14 protein-coding genes and 3 pseudogenes are annotated in these 21,005 nt (G+C 34.7%); 5 read left to right on the top strand and 12 right to left on the bottom strand.

The features are described 5' to 3' along the window. A pseudogene (locus OPS21_RS06020) lies at positions 1 to 1,100 on the bottom strand (IS3 family transposase). A 314-nt stretch (positions 1,101 to 1,414) separates the two neighbouring features. Between OPS21_RS06020 and OPS21_RS06015 the strand changes: the two are divergent. The 3 genes from OPS21_RS06015 to OPS21_RS06005 are packed head-to-tail and all read left to right on the top strand — an operon-like array spanning position 1,415 to position 6,879. Further along, positions 1,415 to 4,189, top strand: a complete 2,775-nt coding sequence (locus tag OPS21_RS06015) for a hypothetical protein (protein ID WP_264337001.1) — start codon at positions 1,415 to 1,417, stop codon at positions 4,187 to 4,189. Continuing rightward, positions 4,177 to 5,391: a hypothetical protein gene (locus OPS21_RS06010; protein WP_265027611.1), complete on the top strand. Its 1,215-nt coding sequence runs from the start codon at positions 4,177 to 4,179 to the stop codon at positions 5,389 to 5,391. The genes OPS21_RS06015 and OPS21_RS06010 overlap by 13 nt, the downstream gene beginning before the upstream one ends. A 6-nt stretch (positions 5,392 to 5,397) precedes the next feature. Beyond that, complete coding sequence (locus OPS21_RS06005) at positions 5,398 to 6,879, top strand: hypothetical protein (protein ID WP_265027610.1); 1,482 nt, start codon at positions 5,398 to 5,400, stop codon at positions 6,877 to 6,879. A gap of 539 nt (positions 6,880 to 7,418) precedes the next feature. Here OPS21_RS06005 and OPS21_RS06000 read toward each other — a convergent pair. From OPS21_RS06000 to OPS21_RS05985, 4 genes are all read right to left on the bottom strand, one after another. Next, the gene (locus tag OPS21_RS06000) at positions 7,419 to 9,629 is read right to left on the bottom strand and encodes a hypothetical protein (RefSeq protein ID WP_264337003.1); all 2,211 of its coding nucleotides are present in this window, start codon (positions 9,627 to 9,629) and stop codon (positions 7,419 to 7,421) included. Between the two features lie 10 nt (positions 9,630 to 9,639). Further along, entirely contained in the window at positions 9,640 to 11,031 is a 1,392-nt protein-coding gene (locus OPS21_RS05995; protein ID WP_265027609.1) for a hypothetical protein, read from the bottom strand. 264 nt (positions 11,032 to 11,295) lie between these two features. Further along, complete coding sequence (locus OPS21_RS05990) at positions 11,296 to 12,054, bottom strand: Rpn family recombination-promoting nuclease/putative transposase (RefSeq protein WP_264337005.1); 759 nt, start codon at positions 12,052 to 12,054, stop codon at positions 11,296 to 11,298. After that, positions 12,051 to 13,001 (bottom strand): group II intron maturase-specific domain-containing protein, encoded by a 951-nt coding sequence (locus OPS21_RS05985; protein WP_265027608.1) that lies wholly within the window; start codon positions 12,999 to 13,001, stop codon positions 12,051 to 12,053. The genes OPS21_RS05990 and OPS21_RS05985 overlap by 4 nt, the downstream gene beginning before the upstream one ends. A gap of 392 nt (positions 13,002 to 13,393) precedes the next feature. Here OPS21_RS05985 and OPS21_RS05980 point away from each other — a divergent pair, with 392 nt between their 5' ends. Continuing rightward, positions 13,394 to 15,448, top strand: a complete 2,055-nt coding sequence (locus tag OPS21_RS05980) for a recombinase family protein (protein WP_264336378.1) — start codon at positions 13,394 to 13,396, stop codon at positions 15,446 to 15,448. Between the two features lie 5 nt (positions 15,449 to 15,453). Here the strand turns inward: OPS21_RS05980 and OPS21_RS05975 are convergent, their stop codons facing one another. The 7 genes and pseudogenes from OPS21_RS05975 to OPS21_RS05945 form a co-directional block, all read right to left on the bottom strand. Next, the gene (locus OPS21_RS05975) at positions 15,454 to 16,041 is read right to left on the bottom strand and encodes a reverse transcriptase N-terminal domain-containing protein (protein WP_264337007.1); all 588 of its coding nucleotides are present in this window, start codon (positions 16,039 to 16,041) and stop codon (positions 15,454 to 15,456) included. Beyond that, positions 16,038 to 16,391 (bottom strand): hypothetical protein, encoded by a 354-nt coding sequence (locus OPS21_RS05970; RefSeq protein ID WP_264337008.1) that lies wholly within the window; start codon positions 16,389 to 16,391, stop codon positions 16,038 to 16,040. The genes OPS21_RS05975 and OPS21_RS05970 overlap by 4 nt, the downstream gene beginning before the upstream one ends. A gap of 284 nt (positions 16,392 to 16,675) precedes the next feature. Then, positions 16,676 to 16,921 (bottom strand): annotated as a pseudogene (locus OPS21_RS08005) (PD-(D/E)XK nuclease family transposase); the annotation flags it as partial. 95 nt (positions 16,922 to 17,016) lie between these two features. After that, on the bottom strand, positions 17,017 to 17,523 hold the full coding sequence (locus OPS21_RS05960; RefSeq protein WP_264337010.1) for a phage major tail tube protein: 507 nt from the start codon (positions 17,521 to 17,523) through the stop codon (positions 17,017 to 17,019). A gap of 13 nt (positions 17,524 to 17,536) precedes the next feature. Further along, positions 17,537 to 18,724: a phage tail sheath subtilisin-like domain-containing protein gene (locus OPS21_RS05955; protein WP_264337011.1), complete on the bottom strand. Its 1,188-nt coding sequence runs from the start codon at positions 18,722 to 18,724 to the stop codon at positions 17,537 to 17,539. Next, complete coding sequence (locus OPS21_RS05950) at positions 18,717 to 19,277, bottom strand: hypothetical protein (RefSeq protein WP_264337012.1); 561 nt, start codon at positions 19,275 to 19,277, stop codon at positions 18,717 to 18,719. Before OPS21_RS05950 ends, OPS21_RS05955 begins: the two co-directional genes overlap by 8 nt. Before the next feature lie 24 nt (positions 19,278 to 19,301). Then, complete coding sequence (locus OPS21_RS05945) at positions 19,302 to 19,721, bottom strand: hypothetical protein (protein WP_405197039.1); 420 nt, start codon at positions 19,719 to 19,721, stop codon at positions 19,302 to 19,304. Between the two features lie 98 nt (positions 19,722 to 19,819). Between OPS21_RS05945 and OPS21_RS05940 the strand changes: the two are divergent. Next, positions 19,820 to 20,919 (top strand): annotated as a pseudogene (locus tag OPS21_RS05940) (IS3 family transposase). Positions 20,920 to 21,005 lie beyond the last annotated feature (86 nt).

Below are 21,005 nucleotides of genomic sequence, written 5' to 3'. Positions count from 1 at the left end.
TTACTGTTTATGATAATAAAGATCAGCAGGAACTTTATAATGTAGAGTCTGATGTCGCCTTTTATAGTTATACCAACCAACAAAATCGTTTATTATAAGATTCAAATCTCTGATACTATTTGGTCTATAATAATATATAGCTTCTTGCTTTAAAGTTCTCCATAAACGCTCAACAAATATATTGTCGAAGCAACGTCCTTTATGATCCATACTAATTTTAATATTAGCACGCTCTAATTCCATAATAAAGTTGTAGCTAGTAAACTGCACTCCTTGATCACTATTAAAAATCTCAGGTTTACCTTGTTTTAGAGCTTCTTTGAGAGTATAAAGGCAAAATCCAGCATCGAGATATGGTGATAATGAATGAGCAATAATATAGCGACTATACAAGTCCATTATTGCCACAAAATAGACAAACTTACCTTCTACCATAATATATAGTAGCCCATACCTGATTAACTCTACAAATAATCAAATCTTTGAGTAAATAAGGATATATTTTATGCTTTTTTTCTTTAATACTTGTATTACATCTTTTTCTACAATACAGCCCACTAATCTTCATTTTTTTCATAATTCTTAAGATTTTTTTGTGATTGACTACTACTCCACTCGCTATGATTTCAGCAGTAATTTTACGATATCCATAACGGCAATCAGAAGCCAAATATACTTCTTGAATCAAATTTCACTTTCGTTATTAATTATATGCCTATAATATAGGCTAGATCTGCAAATCCCCAGTAAATCAGCCTGTTTCCTAATTGATAGATCAGAATCTTTTTCTATAAACCTTACTCTATCTTTTTTGCTTATTTCAGTAATTTTTTTTTCAAATAACTATTTTCCACTGTCAATTCTCCTATTACTTTATGTAAACTTTCTATTTCTTGCGCTAAGATTCTTTGTTTTCTCGCACTTTCACTTTCTTCAACAAATAGGTCTTTTAACCTTGCCAATACTCTATCACGCCAATCATATAGATTTGTTGATGGTATTTTATATTCACTACATATCTCAGATGTGCTTTTTTGATTTTTTATTGCTTCCAAAGCTATCTTTGCTTTTAACTCTGGTTCATATTTTTTTGTTGCCATACTTTTACCCCTTTACCTTCCTACTCGGATCAACCATTTTTTTTTGGTCTAGTTTATGGGGTGCATTATACGTTCCGAAAGCCTTACCAGCACAATATGTTATAAACTTTGGTAAGAATCTACTAGGAAAGCGTAGTGCGGGAAATCCGCATGCTGCGTTTGATGAGGCGGGAATTGGAAACGTAAACATGGGAATTTTGGATTGAGGACCAACATGAAAATAATGGATCAGCCACCAAACCCTAAAGAGGCGCGCCAGTTCTCGACCCTACATGATAGTTAAGGTATGCTTATTGTATAGCTAGAGAGGTAATATGCCAAGTTTTTTTGATAAACCGTTTGAAGAACAAGTAGAAGAAATAATAAAAACGGGAGATTCAAAAATACTGCAGGCATTTATTGGTACAAGAACACCAATTGGGTTATCGTTATATTGTTCTAGTTTTTTTCTTACTAGAACAGTTATTGCGCAAGCAAAGTATCAAGCATATAGTGCTCTGCTTAACTTGCTAACTGAGTATCAAAAACCAGGGAAAGAGATTTTTGTAGACAACATAAAAAGGGATATAGAAAGACAAATAAGTGGAAATGAGGATAGATTAAGACAAAAAGCACTTTTGCCATTATCAAGTAATAATTTAAAATCTCTAACTAATAGTAGTTGTTCTGATTTAGAAAGTTATGTTCAGGAAACAGATGTATCAAGTTTGTGTACTTTTAACTTAGAAAAAGTAATTGAAATTTATCATAACTATATTTCTCAAGAGGTAAAAGAATTAGAGAGAGTGCTATTAAAAGCAAAAGAAGTGGAAGATAAGTACTCATATATAGAAAATCAAAAAACAGAATTACAGTATAATCGTAAAAGAACAAAAGCGTTTAATGTGGTTAAAGATAATAAACCTCTGTTACTTAAAATAAAGGACAAGAGTTTTTTTGATAGTTGGTATGAAGAGTTATTACACGAAGTTCTTTGTGAAGCAAAAGAGAATAAGAAACATATACTGCATGGGGAAATAGTAAAGAAGAATCATCCTGATATCGAAGTTGAAATCGGTAGTGCAAAGAGCAAGCTAGGTACTGCCTTTAACAAAGAAGCAATGAGAAGAGTGATAAATAAATTAGTGGAAGATTATCTTAAGGTTCTACCTGATAGTCTTGGAGTAAAAGAATCGTTATTGTCCAACATGAAATGTGTTGATATCTCTGATTACAGAGGAAGAATGAATCATGAGGCAGTAAATCATAGAATTATTAGTAGAGCGAATGAAGTAATCTTAAGTGAGTCAATTGTACAAAATAACCTGAGTGATGACGTAGAAAGAGGTTTTCAGTATATAGTAGAAAATATGGATGTATCTCTTCTTGCGGAAGTAGAGCAAGAGATGCTAAATGAAATAGCAGAAAGAGCAGCAAGTTATAGGGAAAGAGACAATAAGAAGAAAGATTTAGAGTTGCTAGCTATATGCAATGGAGGGGAATTTCAAGACAAACTTTCTTTACCAACAGATCTAAGTTTTTCAGAGATTGAACGTCTGTATAAAGATATGCTCTTAATAAAGTTTAAAGAACAAGGGGAACTTGAGTTACACAAACTATGCGATAGGTTACCATTATTAGAGTTAGAAGAGATAAAAGAAGCCTTTCCTGCTTCGATTACGGACGATATCTTAAAAAGTATGGAGGAAAGCCTTGGTAAGTATGTGAAGACAGTAGAGGATATAAAAAAAGAAATAGTTAATAATGTTTTCGGAAAGAAAGAGAATATAGAAAAGTTATATGAACTAGAGAAAGAGCTAGAATTTAGTTTTATGCAGTGGATACTACATCCAATTTATTATAAACAGTATGAAGAAGTAAAAAAGTTTGTTGAGTTTAAAAGCTTTGTTCATGATAACATCAGTAGCCATAGGAATGTATCATTTCGAGAAAAGCTTGAAGGGCAACTAGAAAAACTAGATAAACCAAAGCGTAAAGAATTAGGAAGGTTGTTATTATCCTCAATTGATAATGAATTTCAAGGATTAGCAAATCAGTTAGTTTCTTACAAAGATGAATTAGGAAAAAAAGCTACAAAAGAATTTCGTCTGCCAAAGCTGTTTCATCCTTCTTATTGGGAATCTTATATAAAGAGGGAGAAGGATAGTCTTAAAATATGTGAAGAGGCTTTGAAAAAAAGTGTTGCAACAGGAGATGATGAATTATTCTATAAAGCAGTAGAAGACATCAAGAAAGACTCTAAGTATATGTGGGTATTTCAGGTAAATAAAGCATTGTTTGAAGGTGTATACAAAACTCAACATGATTCAAGAAAAAAGACGTTATCATTTAGAGAGCTAGCAGAAAATTTTATTGGGAATCGTAAAAAGTACATAGCTGAGCAACAAGATGAGTATAAAATAAGAAAGGCAACAGTAGAGCAGCATCAAGTGAATGTGGAGCTAGTTCAACGAAATATGGATGATCAAGTAGAGAAAAATAGATTGAGTGAAGGTAAGAGAGCGGCAGAGGTAAAAGCAGAAGAAGCAGAAGTGAGAGCAGAAGAGGAAAGAAGAGCTAGAGAAAAAGCAGAAGCAAAAGTTGAAATGGAAAGAGCAGAGAAGAAAGCTCTTGATTTACTATACGATGAAGCAGACAATCAAGATATATCAAGAAAAAGAATAAAACAAAATAAGGAAGTGCAGAAGTTTTTAGAGTGCCAATATACTTTTCTGGTTTTAAATGAAGGTTATACAACAAAATTTAAGAACCTATGTAAAGAGTATAGGGAGTTGAAGAGGGAAGTGAAAGAGCCTGACTTTGAAAGATTATCAAAGCTTGCGAATGAGTTTGAGAAGCTAAGCAGAAGTTTTGTTGAAAGAGAGAAGGAAAGAGAGAATGTACCAGAATGCAGAGACGGTGATATTGATAGATTAAAGCTGAGCATAGTAACGAGAGTAGTACAAGCAAGGGATGTAGCAGAGGAAGAAAAGAGGAAAGTAGAAAAAGAAAAAGTAGAGGTAGAAGAGATAGTAAAACAACTGCAACCAGATACTACGTTTAGTAATATAAGTCATGAGCAGATAGCAGGACCTTCTTGGCAAATATGAGAGCAGAAGAATTTCTGAGCTTTTTAGAAAAGGAAAAGCTAAAGAGCATTATATATAAAAGATTAAAGTGGAGGGAGAATTACATACCGAAAAGCTCTGAAGAATTAGTTTATGAATTTGGCAGGCTGAGAATAATTTGGTGGATGCCAAGCGTAGCTGATTGTGCTGAAGGCAAAAGATTTGCTAAAGGGCAAGTAGTATTAGCTTTGTTTTTCACCGGAGTGTCATTATGTTGTTTATCCAAAAAATATAGATTAACGTCAACTCTGTGTCTAATGGCATTATCTTGCTACATAGGAGGCTCTTTTTTACTACATGTAAAATATATTAGAGATTATGTTGATATTTATAAAGGAGGGATTATGCCTTTTCTTTCTTATATGGAAGCAGAAGAATGTGTTGAAGAGGATTATATAGAATCAATAAAAGGAATAGTGAGCAGCGCAGAGTTTAGTATGCATGTGGGCTATTTATTAAACATGAAAGATAAAGGGTATGAAGACGAAGATGGGATATATCATATAGGGTTTAACGACTATGCATCAAAATTAAAAAGTAGTAATAGATTGAAGACCAAACTTGAAAAAGGTGTAGTAGAGAAGTTTTTAAGTTATGTAGAGCTAAAAAGGAAGGATAGAAAAGGTTTTGAACATGATATAAATAGACTGCGTTATTGTGATGAGAGAAATGATGAGAGAGTTATTAAAGAAACATACGAAAAGTTATTTAGGTATACAAAAACGCTGTTGTGGCATGTAAAGCCATATAAATCGCAAAATGTAGAGCCGATAAGTGGGTTCTATACAAGAGTAAAACACCTAAGTGGGGATTTATCACTAGGGAAGGCTTTAGAAAGAGTATACGTTTTACATGATGATCCTGATCAGGTACTAAGAGAGCTCAAGGGTTTATTAGTTGTATATCATCCAGATAAAAATGGGCATGAGAGCGCAAGAGAAGTATATGAAAAAGTTGAGCTGATATATAAGGCAGTAAGCGCAATATTAAAAGTTCATGAAAGGCATTTTGGTGACACTATATTCTGTAACTTTAAAATATTTTTAGGAAAGAAGTTAAAAGATATTGATGAGAATAGTGTGTATGAAGAAATTATTTCGACGCATAAGAAATTAAGAATGAAAGAATATTTAAAAAAGAAGGAAATAATTGCAAAAATAAGAGATGAAATGCTAGAACAATAAAGGGAATTGATAAAGTTAGAAGATATAGTTTTAGCAAAGAAGATAGATTGTCCTCATCCAAAACAATACATAGGAGCTGAAGGTAAAGAATCACAATTGAAAAGAGAGTACAAAAATCAGGAAGAAGGAATACAGAAGATCTCTAAACTAAAAGAAGAAATAGAGGAAAAGATAGAAGGCTTAAGTAAAAAGTTAAGAATAGAAATAGAAGAGATATTAGACATATGCTCCACAATAAAAGAAAGATGTAAAAATGAAATAGAAAGAGAAAGCCTTGTTTTAGATAAAAGTAGTTTTGGTAAGTACTACAGTCGGAAGAAAATAAATGATTTTAAAGAAATGTTGGGAAAGCTAGATAAGGAACAAAAGGAAGTAGAGGCTTTCTTAGCACGGTTAAAAAGCAAGAATTTTTTAAGCATGTTAAGTAATAAAGATGCTAGAGGATTGTTTAATGTGGCAAAGGGAGGAGTAATGAACCCTTTAGATGCGTTGAAAAGTAGTTTAAAAACAGTGAAGGAATTACCTTCAATACTTTCTTTAGAGACAGAATACGACTATATAAAATATTATTCTGAGCTAAATGAAAAGTATATAAAGGCAATAAAGGAGGTGGAGGGTTATAAAGTGAAGAAGGAAAAAGGTGGCAAGCTCATTTTTTATGAAAAAGTATTAAAAAGGCAAGAAACTGATCCACTAAGTTATAGAGTTGATTATGATGTAGTAGATTGTAACGCTAAGTTAGAGGATTTAAGATCAGGAAATAATAAGTTAAATAAGGTATTTAAGACACAGCAAGAATTGGAGAGAGAAGCCAAAGACAACTTATTAGTGACTAAGGATCTGAAGAAAAAATCAGTGGAAACTAAGAAAGAAATTGAGCAATTAAAGAATGAAAGTGAAATATCAGAAAGAAGAGCAGAAGAAGCAGAAGTGAGAGCAGAAGAAGAAAGAAGAGCTAAAGAGGAAGAAAGAAGAGCTAAAGAGGAAGCAGAAGCAAAAACAAAAGCTCTTGATCTACTATACGATGAAGCAGATGATCAAGACATATCAAGAAAAAGAATAAAACAAAATAAGGAAATACAAAAGTTTTTAGAGTCCCAGTATACTTTTCTGGTTTTAAACGAAGGTTACACAATGAAATTTAAGAATCTATGCAGAGAGTATAAGGACTTGAAGAGGGAAATAAAAGAGCCTGACTTTGAAAGGCTGTCAAAACTTGCGAATGAGTTTGATAGATTAAGCAGAAGTTTTATTGAAGGCGAGAAAAGAGAGAATGTACCAGAATGCAGAGACGGTGATATTGATAGATTAAAGCTGAGCATAGTAACAAGAGTAATACAAGCAAGAGATGTAGCAGAGAAAGAAAAGAGGAAAGTAGAAAAAGAAAAAATAGAGGTAGAAGAGAAAGTAAAACAACTGCAAATACCAAGTTCTTCATTTAACAACGTAAGTCATGAACCAATTGTAGGACCTTCTTGGTGGATATGAAAGATTTAAAATTTTTGAAAGACCTTTCTAATATAGAAGAGATTTTATAAAAATTCCAGTCTATTAGTGTCATGACAAATTGAATTATTTACTTTCTCCAAAAAACATAAAAAGGTCGTATATTTGTGAGAACAAGCCGCGTAAAAATAAGGTTATAAAAATAGAAGATTTAAATTATTTCAATAAGCTTAGGCAAAACGGTTCGTATGTAGATATTGATGAAATAGGCTAATATAGATGATTTTAGCGTATAGTAAAATTATTATATTAAAAAGTTCGTATGGTACACATGGTAGACCATCCCATCCCAAAACGAACACTTCTCACGGTTGCTGGTTTTATAGTGTTTTCTAAAATAAGTGATAGTGTGCTAATATACAGATTTGCAGCTTTTAGCAATTAATCCCGTAATGGAAATTTATCATTTATTTTCGAAACTACTATAGTTGCTGAAAATGGTTGCGTTGTTTAAGTTTTTAACGATATATGTTGCTGAATTAATAGCAATTCATTTTTGACACATAAACTCTCAATAACCCTCATCTACCAGGAAGATCATCTGCAGAACTATGTCCTAAGTTGTCCTTTATACGAAGAACATCCTTAACTGATATAAGAGTATTTGGCCCCTGTGCACGATCATTGAAGATGGCATACGTTAAAACTACTGTGTTCCCGTCAGTAATACGCTTATATCCTCTAGCATTAAAATAACTACCTAGCTGAGTATTTGCTTCTGCGATTTTTCGCTGTAGCTCTCCAGTACCAGCAAACTTTAACTCTATTACAATTGGATGGGTACCATCTCTCGCTTCCACAGATCTTAACAGAACTAAGTCCACTTTCTGCCCTCCTCCCAACTGAAATTCAATAATTACCCTAGCTGGATTACTGCAAGCGTAAAATAACCCATGCAATATAGAATGAAATCCTGCTTCCCTAGCGTTATCTCTATTTACTGTCCACCTTAATGGAAATAACACATTAGAAATGGCTTGGAATACTTGTGCATGACGATTTTGTACTTGCCAACCAGTATTCATCATTATATCTGCAGCACTGTGCACATTACTAACACCACCTACTTGTAAAACGTCACCTTGAAAAACAGCATTACCCCTATTCTGCAGATAATGAGCAGGTGACTGGAATGGTATTATATTAACAGTTAGGCCTAAATCATCTTCATTCCTTCTATTAGGGTCTAATTGGCACATCACTTCATAAACCCTAGCATTTGGCCATTGTGTTAAATCTAATCCCATATTGGGAAATTGGTGACCCAAGATATGACGGATATGAAACACAACAACTCTTTCTTCCCTCCCTAATAACACATGTAAAACCATAGTTAAAGCACGATCTCCAATATTTACTTGTGCAATTCCTCCTTGCGGACCTAGCATCCTATCGTTATCATGATACTCAAACAAGTACTTAGTTACATATATCTCATTTCCATCTCTTAACACAACTCTTCTTCTTGTAAATGCAGTACTTCCAAAAGTAAACCCAGTTGTATAAAGAAATACTCTTCTATCTCTAGCGCTAACACCACCTCTACTTCTCACACCAGGTACAGCAGGTACACCAAACGATGGATGGAGTAAATAATCTCTGACATTTTCTTCAACTTCTTGATTTGCTAAGGGTTCAAATAATCTTTCTACTAAAGAATATTCCCTTTCTAAGAAATTTTCTATACTAAGCTGAAAACGCCTACGATTAAGGTCAAAGTTCAGTCCCACACAGATAGCATTGCCTGATGAGGTATGGATAGACAGTGATGAAACAGGACATCTGTTAACGTAGTTCTCTGCTTGCTCTAACGCATCTGCAGCACTTCTTCTTCCTGCCTTAAGCTCAATTATGATAGGCACAGAATCCCCTAACCTCTGCACACCACGCACAAGAAAAGTAATATCTGTATACCCTCCTCCTACAAACAATTCAAGATAAATGCCAGCTACATGGCGATACCTAAAATTCATCAAAAAGCCTGACAAAAAGCCATGGTAGTCAGATTCGATACCATTAAAGTTTAACGATTGATTATACCTATCATATGTATCCAGAATATACTGTAAAACATCTTCAATATTATCTCTTATATTAACTGCATTATTGTCTGCTAACCCATTTATTAAATTTAGTAAATAATTATTTTGCAATCCAGGTGTTCTGGTAATTTCATCAAAGCCATCACACGGAGATGCTGAATTTCCAGTAAATGCTTCTCCCTCACGAAATTGCATGCACCTTACTGCTTCTTCATCCTCATCTTCCCCCTGATTCCATGCCCATACAAATGTTTTATACTCCTGCCAAGCTACTCGCCTTCTTCTAATACCCTGCCTCTGCAGCTCATCTTCTAACCACTGCCTCTCTTCTTCGCTAAATCTTGAGCCAAAACTGTTTTGCCTATCAGCAATAGTGTAGCACCTTACAACTCTGTTATTTCTTTGATCTACCTCATTAGTTAAGACAGCAACCTTTAAATTTCCCCTTCTATGATTATCTGGATCATTATCAAAGCGAAAAAAAATCCTTTCATTATTATTTGCAACATCAGAATCATGTACAGTAGCAAACATACCGAAAAAAAATGCAGGAAAGAAACGATCTTTACCAACGGAATGTAAAAAAGATGGACTCTGATCTAAAAAAGACTCAAACCTTTCCACGAAACCTTGGCAATTTCCATTTAACAAACTTCTAATTAACCCAATGTTTTCACCGTTACCATGCATATAAATACCTCTATCTTCTGTGACAAGAAAATCCACTAACTCCAGCACCCTTCAACATAGACTGTGGATCACCAGAGCCACCAAAATCACCGCCTTGAGGAGGCAGAGGCGCTTCCTTTTCTAACTCATAAAATAGCTTTTCTGCCAATTTATCATAATCTATATCATCTTTCATACCAGCTCTTCCAACAATCTTTAGATTTTTAACTATAGACTTTTCAAAATTTTTAAAGTCTGTAGTTGAACAAAACTTCTTAGCAAATTGCAATATTTCTAGTATTTCACTCTTTTTTACATTTGCAGCACTACCTGTTCCGCTACTCAATTCCAAGTCAATGATCAATCCTGCAAGAGCATGTTTGATTGGCACTATGCCACTGGAAAAAAAGACTGCAGCCTTTTCTTCCTTTCCTTCCTGGCTATTGAAATTACCACATCTTATAAGATCCATCATAATTTTTCTAGCTTGAGTACTTAAAGTAGGACTTTCAACGACCTTATCCGAAAGGGAAGAAAGAAGAAGAGCGTAATCCTTAGGTGAAAGTATTTTATCTTCTAATATTTTATTTTTAAACATTGGAACTATAGTTTGAACTGTATCAAAAAAATTTTGGCGTATCAATATGCTAAGAAGAGAATATATTCCTTTGTCTTTTTTTGATAACTCAGAGTTTTTCAACAGTTCATTTTTTCCTTGAGCATTAATTTTGCTCAGACAAAAATCTAAAATAACAGCACCATTATAATTACATTGAACAGAAGATAATGTAGTAATTGCACCGATAATTTCCTTTTCTCTTTCTCTTTCACTTAAACGGTCATAAAAATATTCCACTCCCTCACTCCATCTAAGACCTACAGCTTCCCTAAAACCTTCTACACTACTGTATTCTTTTAATTTTAATTCTTCAGATTCTCGATCAATCCAGAAGCTAAATACAGGATCATAACTTTCCATAGACCCTAATAGATCACTTCTTATGTATTTGTTGTTGCTAGCTGCGGGCCTACCATCACCATCTACTGCATCAGGGGAAAACCTACCCTTGTGAAATTCAAACTTCTCCTGAAAAAGTGGTTGAATTTTGTTTACCATACAATACTTACATGCCATATTATACCTAGAAAATGGGTTTTCTACTTCACCTATTTTTTCTGTAGTTAGCCTTTGCCCTAGCGTTGTGTTATTTAATCTTGTACCTGACCAACAATTTTTATCTTGAAATACATTATATAAAAATTTCAGCCCATCATCTTTAAGGTATTCTACCTGCCTGGTATAAGTTTTTACCCATCTTTCGATAGCTAAGCGCCTTCCAGCAGCAACATCAGGATCCCTATGTTTAATAATATCCTGTAGTTTTTTAAGTATTGCGGCATGACGATCTGTTTTTCTTGGCATTGCACTCTCCATATAAAAATACTTACTGCATTATGCAAAAATTATAATCAAATATCAACACTAAACTTATCAAGGACAAGAAAAATTTTATGAAAAACATTTTCTATATTTAGATATTATGCATTTAACTGATACGTAGAATTGGTGAGAAAATCAAACAGGCCATAGCGAGAATAGCGGAAGAGTTAGATATAGGCTCTAGACTAGTGGATAAAGAAATATAATAAGTTAAAAATGGATAGAGCTTTAAGGGAGTTACAATACTTAGGCTTTTTCCTTAAGTTTTGAAATTTCAGCTTTAGGAAGACCGGTAGACTCAGCTATTAAGTCAACAGATACACCTGCTTTAAGTAGGTTTTTTGCAACTTCAATTTCCCTTTCCTTTCTGCCTTTTTCATGGCCGATAAGGATGCCTTCGTGAAGTTTTTCTTCAAGGGTAGATAAATAATCATCGGTACGTTTCTTAGCTTGATCATAAGCAAGACGTTCTTCTTTACTCCAGTTATATTGGTTTAACTCATCATAAGCCCTACCAATAATTACATCACTACCTATTATTTTTTTTAGATCCTCTTCGCTCGTTTCATCTGCGTGCTTAAAAAAATAGATCCATTTTTCAACAATATTTTCTAATTGATCTTCTTTTGTTTTATTAAACTTTGGTAGCTCTATAAAAGTGAAACTAAAGTCTTTGAGATCATGTTCAAAGGTCATCTTATCAAAAGTCACGTGATCAGACTTATAAGCGAGCTTGTTAGGAAATAAGATAAAATCAGCAATAGCAATAAAGATAACCCCTTTAAGATCATGATACTGGTCACCTACATCAGCTTGACTTGAATAAGCTTTGGCAGCGTAATATTGGGCACGTTTTTCAAAGCCCCTTGTTTTAGCGACTTGGTCAGGTAAGGAAGCAGTATTACTACTACTCCCTCCCTTAGAAACGCAGCATGCAGGTTTCCCCACACTACGCTTGAGCCCCTTATCTAAGTTCTTCTTTTCTCGAACCGGCTTGTCTTTCATAAATCCTCAGAATACATCAACTTTAGTGGTGACACTAACAGTAGAGAACCTTCTCTTGAAAAGGAGCTTGCTAACATTCTTGTTCGTTTCACTCTCTCATCAAAATACTTTTTCCATTTTAAGTCAAGGGGATTTGCATCCGCTCTGATTTTAACATGTCGTCTGATAGGTACATCAATCAGCTTAAGCAGTCTTAAATACCGTATCTCTTTTGGTTTGTTCTTGCATATGGGTGCAGCAAAGACCCATTGTCGTTGACCCATTACTTTGAAGTAACGATTCTTTATCCAACGTAATCCTTTACGAGGATGTCTTTTCTTTGCCCATTTCCATAAACTATGCCAAATTTCATTGTCGATCTTTCTAAACGCTTTTTTAGCACACACATGGTGATAGTAATTTCCCCATCCTCTCAGTAGAGAATTGAGTGACTTAATTACTATAGCCTGAGTGTTCGCTATATTTGCTTTTATCAATGTACGTGCTTTATTCAGAAGTCTTTTAATACTTTCTTTCGAAGGTTTAATAATTAACTTCTTATTATATCTACGTACATTACAACCAAGAAAGTCAAACCCTGTTGTGATAGATGTAATCTTTGTCTTCTCTTCTGACAGAATTAAACCTCGCTCATGAAGAAAAGATGATACTAAAGGCTTAACTTCATTTTCCAGTACTTCATGTGTGAAACCTGAAATAATAAAGTCATCTGCATACCTGATTACATTCACTCCACTTCTGATTTTTTCTCTTCTTTTGCTACCTAATTTACCAAAGCGACTTTCTAATAACTGTTCAAGACCATCTAAGGTAAAGTTAGCTAGTATTGGAGAAATTATACCTCCTTGCGGAGTGCCAGCAGTTGTGGGATACAAGGTTTTTGACTCTAGGAAACCAGCCTTTAACCAACTATGCAGAATTTTCTTCTCCATAGGAATATGCTTCATAAGCCATTCATGGTTAATGTTGTCAAACGATCAATCACCTTAATACCCTCTTCAATAATCAAGTAACTAAGGAAATTACAGTTACAGATTCAACACATCCACTATTTGGCAGAACATTTCCAATATCTTCTGTCAGCTCAAAAGTCCACAATGTATTTGTTACTTATCGCAATTACATCATTCTACGTATTCCGTTTTCTGCTACCAACTTAGCTAGTAAGCAAAACTTTCTCACCAGCAAGTTAACGTGGTCTTCATTATACGAATTTGTTTCTCTAGCAAAGGAGTATAAATTATGCCATGTAAACCATGTCAAGTGTGGCAGAAAATGTCGCAACGTTTCAAGTCAGAAGTTTTAGAAAATATATTATTAGTGTCCAAAGAGGTTATCTATGAGTACATCAGAGCTAATTACAGCACAGCATTTAGCACGCGAAGCAATAATTTATATCAGACAATCAACACCTCATCAAGCATTGAGCAACCAAGAAAGTTTGGAGTTACAGTATGCACTAAAACAAAGAGCAATTGACCTTGGATGGAAAGCTGATAATGTTGTAATCATTGATAGTGATCTTGGTTTAACTGGTGCTAGTGCTGAAAAGCGTGAAGGGTTTAAAGAGATTGTCACTAAAGTCACTTTATCAAAGGTAGGAATTATTCTCTCCTACGATGTGACTCGCTTATCACGTAATTGTTCTGACTGGTATCCTTTACTGGATATATGTGGCTATAAACAGTGTTTAATAGCTGACCGGGATGGTGTTTATGATCCTGGTACTATTAATGGTCGGCTGTTACTTGGTCTGAAAGGGCAACTTGCTGAAATGGAGTTATCTACTATAAGAGCTAGACTAAATGCTGGACTATTAAATAAAGCAACCAGAGGTGATTTAGCCTTATCTCTCCCAGTTGGTCTTGTTCGTAACATTGATGGTTCTGTGAACAAGGATCCTAACCTTGAAGTTCAGTCTCGTATCAATCTTATTTTTGAAACTTTTCTAGAAAAACGAACAGCATCAAAGGTTTTAAGACATTTTAATGATCATCAACTAACTCTTCCTAGATATAATAATTTCAAAGAACTACAGTGGAAAAAGCCAACTGTTGCAGCAATTACCTCAATACTAAAAAACCCAGCCTATGCTGGAGCATTTGTTTATGGGCGTTCCCGTACTACATACCATAAGCCATCTTCTGCTGACAAAACAACAAAAAAATTACCAATGGAGGAATGGAAAGTTCTGATCAAAGGTAAATACTCAGCTTACATAGATTGGGAAACTTTTACAAAGATTGAGATGATGCTAAAAGATAATTATGCAGAATACGATCGCAATAAAACACGTGGTATAGCAAGACCAGGTGCAGCATTATTACATGGAATAATTTATTGTGGAGAATGTGGACATAAAATGTTGGTACAGTATAAAGGAGGAAATCGTTATTTATGCAACTATCTACGTCAGCAGTATCGTGTACCTGTATGTCAGCTTTTACCAGCTGATATTATTGATAATGAAGTAGTTCCCAAATTTTTTGCTGCACTTGGTCAAATTGAGCTTGATGCTTATACTCAGGCGATTAACTCACAATTGCAATCTGAGCAAGCAATTAATAAAGCACATTTACAACAATTAGAGCGCCTAAAGTACCAAGTTAGATTGGCAGAAAGACAATTTAATCAAGTAGACCCTGACAATCGTCTTGTAGCTGCAGAACTTGAAAGACGCTGGGAGAAAGCATTGAAAGAACTCCAACAAGCAGAAATTATGTTCGAACGTCAGCGTCCAAGTGATCCAACACCTCAATTACCTGAAGAACTGAAAACAGTATTTTTAGATGTAGGCAAAAGATTACCTGAAATTTGGTATAAATCAATTCTATCACGTCAACAACAAAAGTCCTTTCTTCGTTGTCTCATTGATAAAGTGGTAGCACACAGAATCAGACGCGATTGTCTTCAGGTACGCATTATATGGCATGGTGGCGAAACTACTACTTCTCATGTTCCCATTCCAGTAAACTCTTTTCGCGAGTTGACTAAAGCAAAAGAAATGGAACAGTCTATAATAAAGTTAAGTAAAGAAGGTAAAACAGATGCAGAAATTGCTAAGTACTTAGAAAAACAGGGACATCGCTCCCCCACAAAAAACATCGTTTTAGAAAATACAGTAAAAACTATTCGGTTAAAAAATAACATTATGCGAGCAAGGAATCAGTCACATCCGCTTAAAGTATCTGGATATCTTACCGTTCCACAAATTGCAAAAATCCTCAATGTTACTACACATTGGATTTATGATAGAATTAATAATGGTCAAATCAAAGTACGAAAAGATGACAGTAAAACCAGAGGAAAATATTTATTTGAGAATACGCCAGAGACTGTTAGAATCCTTATGGATTTTAAACATGGTAAACTCAACAATCCAAATTTTTTATAGGAGTATCAATATGCATAATCAAAGCACCCTTTGATATCACCTTCTAGTATCCATTGTGGTCGATTGCGTCTTGCCAGTAATAAGTGACAAGCAGCAATAGCATCCGCGCAGGATCTTTTAGGTCTAAAGCCATAGGAGTGACGGTCGCTGATCGTTTCAGATACTGGCTCCAGGGCAAACAGATATAATGCTTGCATGGCTCTATCTTTTATCGTTGGTATTCCAAGAGGTCTTCTTTTGCCATTAGATTTACTGATATAAATCCGTTTTAGCGGAGAAGGTTTATATCCTCTTTGCTTTAACTGCTTTATTCCTTGAAATTTAGCATTGCAAGTTGACCATAGTTGACGATCTACACCCGCTGTGTTTTTTCCTTGGTTTTCAGTTACTCTCTTAACAGCCAAAGCTTTTCCGCTAAAAGAGCGTGTGAGAAGATGTTGTAAAGCTTTTACCTTACCCCATCTTCCTTCTTGGACAGCCTTAACAATACGTCTTTGTAGCCTTATAACAACTTTTTGGCACTTCTTCCATGGCAATTGCTTCCATGCTTCGGAGTTGTCGGTAGGTGCACTTACAGTTTTATCTGTAATCATCTGCTTTCCTCCCTTAAGTGGTTAACAAAGTTTCTTGTCACGAGGGACCAAATGGAAGTCTGCTCGTTTTCACGAGAATTAATGTTACAAATTCTATCCATTTCGTTACAAAATGGCATTCGCTTTCTCCATTCTCCTTTACCTGCACTTCCATCAGCATTCCTTGCGGTTTGCTTGCCATGTAGGCGAAAATACAGGCTTACCCTGTTCCTTCTATCATACAACAGTGGGTTAGGTGGCTTCTCTATACCGGTGGAATTGTTATTTGCGTACATCCAGAGATGAAAAATGTATCTTATCCACATTACCTTTTGGTCAGAGCTTATCAGCATCTTTAGCTCTTTCATCATATCGGTACTTATAAAGCTTCACTTACGTTCACCATACCACTAAGCCTAGCCCTCCAACCACATGATGCTTGCAGTTTATGCCCCTCTCACGATTGAGCATCTTCTTTTTCAAGAGGAGGTTCATTGTCCGCATCGCTTGGCACCAACCGGTTGCCCAATTCGCACTGATGCGTAGACTCAGATGGCAAAACATCTGGTTTAATAAGTTTTAGAATCCTTTCAGTTTCTTTCTGGAGGAATTCCTCTCCTTTTAAACAATATGACCGAAGACTTTCAGGTCGCACCATCTCAATTATCCATTGTACTCCTGTTGAATCTTTACATAGCACATCAACAATACTTTGCTTTTTAGCGGCAATTTCGGGATCTTGAATAGTACTTAAAAACTCTATATCCTGTATTGCATTTTTGCCAGTAAAGCTCAGAATATCATTGAGGAAGTGAATGAGGATGTCTTTATTCTTTTCTGTACCAAAGATACGGCGAAATGCTATATCATTTTTAGGGTCGAGAAATTTAGATAAAGCCATAGCACAAATGCTTAAAAAACATTAATAATTATACAGTATTATCAGTAATTTTTCAATAAAAAAGTGGTTATATGAAAAGGCATCCATCTATTCCATTAAATCCCTAAAATCGTTTGCAGCAAGGCCATTTGATCAACACCGTTAATCTTACGGATCATGTTCTCAGCATCGATTTCTATTAATTCATTACTACCGATAGTAAGTTTATAGTAATGAGCAGCTACAGTACACTTCAGCGTTGCTTTTTCAGCAGGTTTCCAGCTACCAAAATCAAATTCTCTGAATATGCCCCTAAGGTTGATTATTACTCCTTCAATATCGTTACTACCACTCCCTTGCATTCCACCTCTGAGTGTCAAAGCTACTGAATTCCCATTTATCAACCCAAATAGCCGAAAGAGTTCTGTGTCGTATTCAGCAAAAGTAAAGTCTGCTTCAAGCTTTTCCATGCCCATGTCAATATTTATTGGAATATCCATACCACCAGCACGGTACTCCTCTGTTTTTATGGTAAGTTTTGGTAGGGTAATTTCATCTATTTTTCCTGCGTAACCCCGACCATCTACGAATACGTTAAAATTCTTTAAAATCTTCGGTAACATTTTTTCCTCTTTTTTATAATATTGTACCACTCACAAGATGTGACCTGAAAGTAATCTGTTCTGCTGGATATGGTGGTGTAAACTCAAAGTCAAAGTATACTTTTCCACTTGCAATGTTTGTTGGTGTATTGAGTTCTGGGGTTGCATAACATTTTCCGCTAATAATCGCCCCTTGTGCTTTTAAACTTGCCAGATAAGAATTCACCCCCTCAATTACATCATCTATATAAGTTTTGGTGATATTGCGATCAACTGCCCATAAATGAGCTCGAAGTAAACTATCATTGATTAAATCTGCAGTCCTTCTCACTGACAAAAAAGCCCATTTTGAGTCATTTGAACATGTTCTATTTCCCCAAAGCCTATAGCCATTTTGATGAATTATCGTCGTTACTTCATTTTCATTTAAATAATTTGCTCGAGAGCTTCTATCGCCAAGTGTAAAATCAATAGGCCTGCTTGTTCCAACAATACCATTTATCTCTTTATTTGAAGGTGAGTGCCAAAATCCTTGTTCGCTATCTACTTTTGCTATTAAACCAGCTACAAATGGGCTTGCTGGCAAAATTTCTTCTTTTCCTTCAATAAATACCTTAACCCATGGGTCAACCACGTAAACTCTTGAGCTGCCTACACTTTTTCTCCACTTTATTGCTTCTTCATCATTGGTATTTGGACCATCTGCTACTATTATGCTTCTCAGCTTTTCTGCTACTCCTATCAAAGCTGCTACTACTGGGTTTTTAGGATTTTCAGATTCAGGCAATTGATGAGTAAATTGAGGTGCAATTAATATTCTTGGAGCAACATGAATTATACTTTCACTGCTGAGAAATGCCTCTATCTCTTGATACTCTCCAGTCTCTTTATCAACTCCACCGATTATACTTTGAATAGTTTCACTTTCTTTGAGCTTTGAATCGCTGTTTTCACTTTCTTTAACTCGAATAACTACTACTGTTGCACCAATCTGGGAAAATATTCCATTTATTGCAGAAGGTAAACTGCCACTCTTTCCGAGCTTTGCTGCTTCCTTTAAGCTTCCTGCAACTAACACTGGTTTATTTAGCGGAAATTTTTGCTCATCTGCTTCAGGTGCAGTACCAATTACACCTATCACTGATGATTTAGCTGTACGTACTGTCTTTGCTCCTGAGGTTACCTCAATAACATTTACGCCATGTAAAAATTCTTCAGCCATTTCTTTGTATTTTTTTCCTGAAATCATCTAGCAAAGTCTGTAGCTCATTTTCACTTTTGGCTTCTTCAATCTTTCTTTTGGCTAAATCTTCAAGCTCTTCACATTTAATTATTGCTTTTACTGCTTTTTTCACTTTTTCCTCAATTATTCTTGCCATTTCAATAACCGTAATACCACGGACTTTTGCTAAAGGTTCTATAATTTCTTTATCCTTTTCATTCATAGATTCTGGTGCTGCTAGAATGCTTTTTGCGGCTTCCGCTTGAATCTCATAAGATTTAGCTTTTTGGTGAGAATGACCTGCATATTGGTGAGTATGATTATCATAATAGAAACGCATACTATCAAATGCACAAAGCTTCGCATTATCCAGTAACTCCTTTTGTATATCTTCTTTAGTACGCTGAGCAATTTCTCCTCCCTCTGTTAAACAATAACTTTTTTGCCAATCAAAATCTTCTGGTGCTTCATACCAATCATTTCCGGTTGGCTTGCTTTCAAGTGTTGTTGTTTCTACTTGTTTATGGTTTTCAAAACGTATGTAAATGCTCACAGTTTTTCTCCCTCCCTATTTAATTTACTGCCAAATCTCACATGTACTAGATAACCCAGGACATTGCCACGCTCTTAATGTCCTTTCTACATCTATTTCAAGTCCCGTGGTTAGAAAATTGCTGCGAAAATTATATATTCCCCACTGAATAAATTGACCATAGATTGTGCTATACGTGTGCTCACTTGCAAAGAACTCAGGTGTCTCACCAACTCTTTCACCTCCTGAGTGAAGATTAGATGACGTATAAAGTAACACTGTAACGGTTTTTCCTGCTGGAATGATTATGTTACCTGATGCAATAAATTCAGGACTGTTAATTTCATGCTGGTAAATACGTGTCCAAGTAATTCTCGAAATCTCTGACTTCCTTGTATTAGTTTTATCAGGTGTACCTATAAATAATCCTGCTCCTCCATAATTAACTTCATCTTTATACCACATTGCAGATCCAGCAAAGTTTAGAGTTTTATATAATGCACCCCATAAACTAGACCAAAAAAAAATGGTTGATCCGAGTAGGAAGGTAAAGGGGTAAAAGTATGGCAACAAAAAAATATGAACCAGAGTTAAAAGCAAAGATAGCTTTGGAAGCAATAAAAAATCAAAAAAGCACATCTGAGATATGTAGTGAATATAAAATACCATCAACAAATCTATATGATTGGCGTGATAGAGTATTGGCAAGGTTAAAAGACCTATTTGTTGAAGAAAGTGAAAGTGCGAGAAAACAAAGAATCTTAGCGCAAGAAATAGAAAGTTTACATAAAGTAATAGGAGAATTGACAGTGGAAAATAGTTATTTGAAAAAAAAATTACTGAAATAAGCAAAAAAGATAGAGTAAGGTTTATAGAAAAAGATTCTGATCTATCAATTAGGAAACAGGCTGATTTACTGGGGATTTGCAGATCTAGCCTATATTATAGGCATATAATTAATAACGAAAGTGAAATTTGATTCAAGAAGTATATTTGGCTTCTGATTGCCGTTATGGATATCGTAAAATTACTGCTGAAATCATAGCGAGTGGAGTAGTAGTCAATCACAAAAAAATCTTAAGAATTATGAAAAAAATGAAGATTAGTGGGCTGTATTGTAGAAAAAGATGTAATACAAGTATTAAAGAAAAAAAGCATAAAATATATCCTTATTTACTCAAAGATTTGATTATTTGTAGAGTTAATCAGGTATGGGCTACTATATATTATGGTAGAAGGTAAGTTTGTCTATTTTGTGGCAATAATGGACTTGTATAGTCGCTATATTATTGCTCATTCATTATCACCATATCTCGATGCTGGATTTTGCCTTTATACTCTCAAAGAAGCTCTAAAACAAGGTAAACCTGAGATTTTTAATAGTGATCAAGGAGTGCAGTTTACTAGCTACAACTTTATTATGGAATTAGAGCGTGCTAATATTAAAATTAGTATGGATCATAAAGGACGTTGCTTCGACAATATATTTGTTGAGCGTTTATGGAGAACTTTAAAGCAAGAAGCTATATATTATTATAGACCAAATAGTATCAGAGATTTGAATCTTATAATAAACGATTTTGTTGGTTGGTATAACTATAAAAGGCGACATCAGACTTTACATTATAAAGTTCCTGCTGATCTTTATTATCATAAACAGTAAATGAATATATTGATAAATACTTTAAATGTGTGTCGACGTATTTATCAACATATTCATTTTAAAAATCGGATCACTTTGAAAAAAAT

The sequence above is a fragment of the Wolbachia endosymbiont (group B) of Chorthippus parallelus genome (assembly GCF_947251815.1).
Classification (GTDB): Bacteria; Pseudomonadota; Alphaproteobacteria; order Rickettsiales; family Anaplasmataceae; genus Wolbachia.
The sequence above is the reverse complement of the archived record's forward strand: the minus strand, read 5'-3'. Positions and strand labels throughout refer to the sequence as shown.

What these genes read in the sequence shown, in the direction of transcription:
- OPS21_RS05955 (WP_264337011.1), bottom strand. Translation starts at nt 18,724, where the DNA reads ATGGCTGAAGAATTTTTACATGGCGTAAATGTTATTGAGGTAACCTCA.
- OPS21_RS06000 (WP_264337003.1), bottom strand. Translation starts at nt 9,629, where the DNA reads ATGCATGGTAACGGTGAAAACATTGGGTTAATTAGAAGTTTGTTAAAT.
- OPS21_RS05985 (WP_265027608.1), bottom strand. Translation starts at nt 13,001, where the DNA reads ATGAAGCATATTCCTATGGAGAAGAAAATTCTGCATAGTTGGTTAAAG.
- OPS21_RS06015 (WP_264337001.1), top strand. Translation starts at nt 1,415, where the DNA reads ATGCCAAGTTTTTTTGATAAACCGTTTGAAGAACAAGTAGAAGAAATA.
- OPS21_RS05970 (WP_264337008.1), bottom strand. Translation starts at nt 16,391, where the DNA reads ATGATGAAAGAGCTAAAGATGCTGATAAGCTCTGACCAAAAGGTAATG.
- OPS21_RS05990 (WP_264337005.1), bottom strand. Translation starts at nt 12,054, where the DNA reads ATGAAAGACAAGCCGGTTCGAGAAAAGAAGAACTTAGATAAGGGGCTC.
- OPS21_RS05960 (WP_264337010.1), bottom strand. Translation starts at nt 17,523, where the DNA reads ATGTTACCGAAGATTTTAAAGAATTTTAACGTATTCGTAGATGGTCGG.
- OPS21_RS05995 (WP_265027609.1), bottom strand. Translation starts at nt 11,031, where the DNA reads ATGCCAAGAAAAACAGATCGTCATGCCGCAATACTTAAAAAACTACAG.
- OPS21_RS05945 (WP_405197039.1), bottom strand. Translation starts at nt 19,721, where the DNA reads ATGTGGTATAAAGATGAAGTTAATTATGGAGGAGCAGGATTATTTATA.
- OPS21_RS05980 (WP_264336378.1), top strand. Translation starts at nt 13,394, where the DNA reads ATGAGTACATCAGAGCTAATTACAGCACAGCATTTAGCACGCGAAGCA.
- OPS21_RS05975 (WP_264337007.1), bottom strand. Translation starts at nt 16,041, where the DNA reads ATGATTACAGATAAAACTGTAAGTGCACCTACCGACAACTCCGAAGCA.